Origin of the sequence: Mesorhizobium sp. M4A.F.Ca.ET.050.02.1.1 (genome assembly GCF_003997725.1) — a bacterium.
GTDB lineage: Bacteria > Pseudomonadota > Alphaproteobacteria > Rhizobiales > Rhizobiaceae > Mesorhizobium.
The window spans coordinates 1-1,784 of record NZ_RZSG01001040.1; the positions used below are offsets into that span (position 1 = coordinate 1).

1 protein-coding gene and 1 pseudogene are annotated in these 1,784 nt (G+C 64.3%); both read right to left on the bottom strand.

The annotated features are described in order from the left end of the window. On the bottom strand, positions 1-863 hold an 863-nt coding region (gene lpxC / locus EOA33_RS34680), incomplete at its 3' end, for a UDP-3-O-acyl-N-acetylglucosamine deacetylase (protein WP_127407649.1). 337 nt (positions 864-1,200) lie between these two features. After that, a pseudogene (locus EOA33_RS34685) lies at positions 1,201-1,784 on the bottom strand (cell division protein FtsZ); the annotation flags it as partial.

The following is a 1,784-nucleotide window of genomic DNA, read 5'->3' on the forward strand; positions in this document are numbered from 1 at the left end:
AGACAGAATGCAGACCGGTCGGACAGAAGCCGACGCAATGCCGCCGCATTCATCCTGTGGCCGCCGCGATAGGAGCGGAAGCACCCGATGAAGCGGGCGCCGGCGAGCGCCAGGTCGCCCATGGCGTCCAGCGTCTTGTGGCGCGCGAATTCGTTGGCATAGCGAAGGCCGCCCATGTTGATGACGCGGTTGTCGTCACCGATCACCAGCGAGTTCTCCAGCGACGCACCGAGCGCGTAGCCGGCGGCCCAGAGACGCTCGACATCCTTCATGAACCCAAAAGTGCGGGCGCGCGCGATGTCGCGGCGGAAAATGTCGGGATTGATGTCGGAGGCGAAGAGCTGGCGGCCGATGGCCGGGCTCTCGAAATCAATCTCGATCTCGAAGCGCGTGCCGTCATAAGGCCTGAACTCGGCCCAGGAGGCGCCATTCTCGATGCGGACCGGCTTGACCACCCGGATGTAGCGGCGCTTGACCGGCAGCGTCTCGATGCCCGCCTGGTCGAAGGCTTCGACAAAGGGCACGGCGCTGCCGTCGAGGATCGGAACCTCACGGCCGTCGATTTCGATGACCAGATTGTCGACGCCAAGTCCAAAGACCGCGGCCATCAGATGTTCGACGGTGCCGATGTGCTCACCCGCCGGATCGCCGAGCATGGTGCAGAGGTCGGTCGCACCGACTTCGGAGACAAGCGCACGAAACTCACGGCTCTCGCCGCCATTGGAAAGCTGGAAGACAACGCCGGTATCGGCGTCCGCGGGCAGAAAATGAATGGTGACAGGCTTGCCGCTATGGACGCCTGTACCCGTCAGCGTCGCGTGCGATTTTAGTGTCGTCTGATAGTCGTGCAAGACAAACCCCATGGCCCATACTGCCTGCGTCCGCTTCATCGCTTCCTGGAGTATTTTGCGGCCGGATGGATCACCCGGCGTGCGCATACATGCGGCAAAATAAACAAGACCGTGCGGCTCTTGATATGATCGGCAGGCAGGGCCAACTCCCCGAATCCCGGCAAGCCGATAGTGCTCGGGCGAAGATAATGGTCCGGCCGGGAGAGTCCAAATCACGGTTTCTTACCCTCTGTAACCGCGATCGGACGCAAGCAGGCGTTTGTAACACCTTGTTTTTGCAGCACTTAATATATTAACAGGCAAACAATCGCTTGTCTGCCTGTTAACAACTGTTACGAACCGTTAACGGTCAATTGGCCTGGCGGCGGAGGAACGCCGGGATCTCCAGCTGGTCGTCGTCCTGCACGGCCCGGCTCTGCGGCGTCAGCCGGCCCTGGTCGTCGAGCTGGCCGCGGCGCGGCGCGTAGAGCTGCGGATCCTGGCTGGCTAGACGGCGCACTTCCGGTGCCGCCTGGCGCAGTTTCGGCTCGCGCGGCTGCGCCGGCTGCAGCCGGGCTGGCTCTTCCTCACGGCGCGTCAGCCCATTGGTCAGGCGCTTCAGCAGCCCCATCGGACCGCCGTTCTCATGGTCGGCCGGACGGCTCTTGGCCTCCACCTCGGCCTTCACCACCGGCGGAAAGTCCTCGACGCGCGGCATGCGCTGGGGTGCGGCGGCAACCGGCTGCGGCATCTCCCTGAGCGGCGCGGGCTGCACCACTTGCTGCTGGACGATGGGCTGCGGCTGGGCGGGTGGCGCCTGGAAGATCTTGCTCTGCGGACGGAATTCTTCCGCATGCGCCGTCGGCGCTGGGCGAGCCTGCGCCATCGCGGCGGCATTGGCTTCGGCAAGCTGGATCGCCTCGGCGACCGGATCGGCGGCGCGCGGCTCATAGG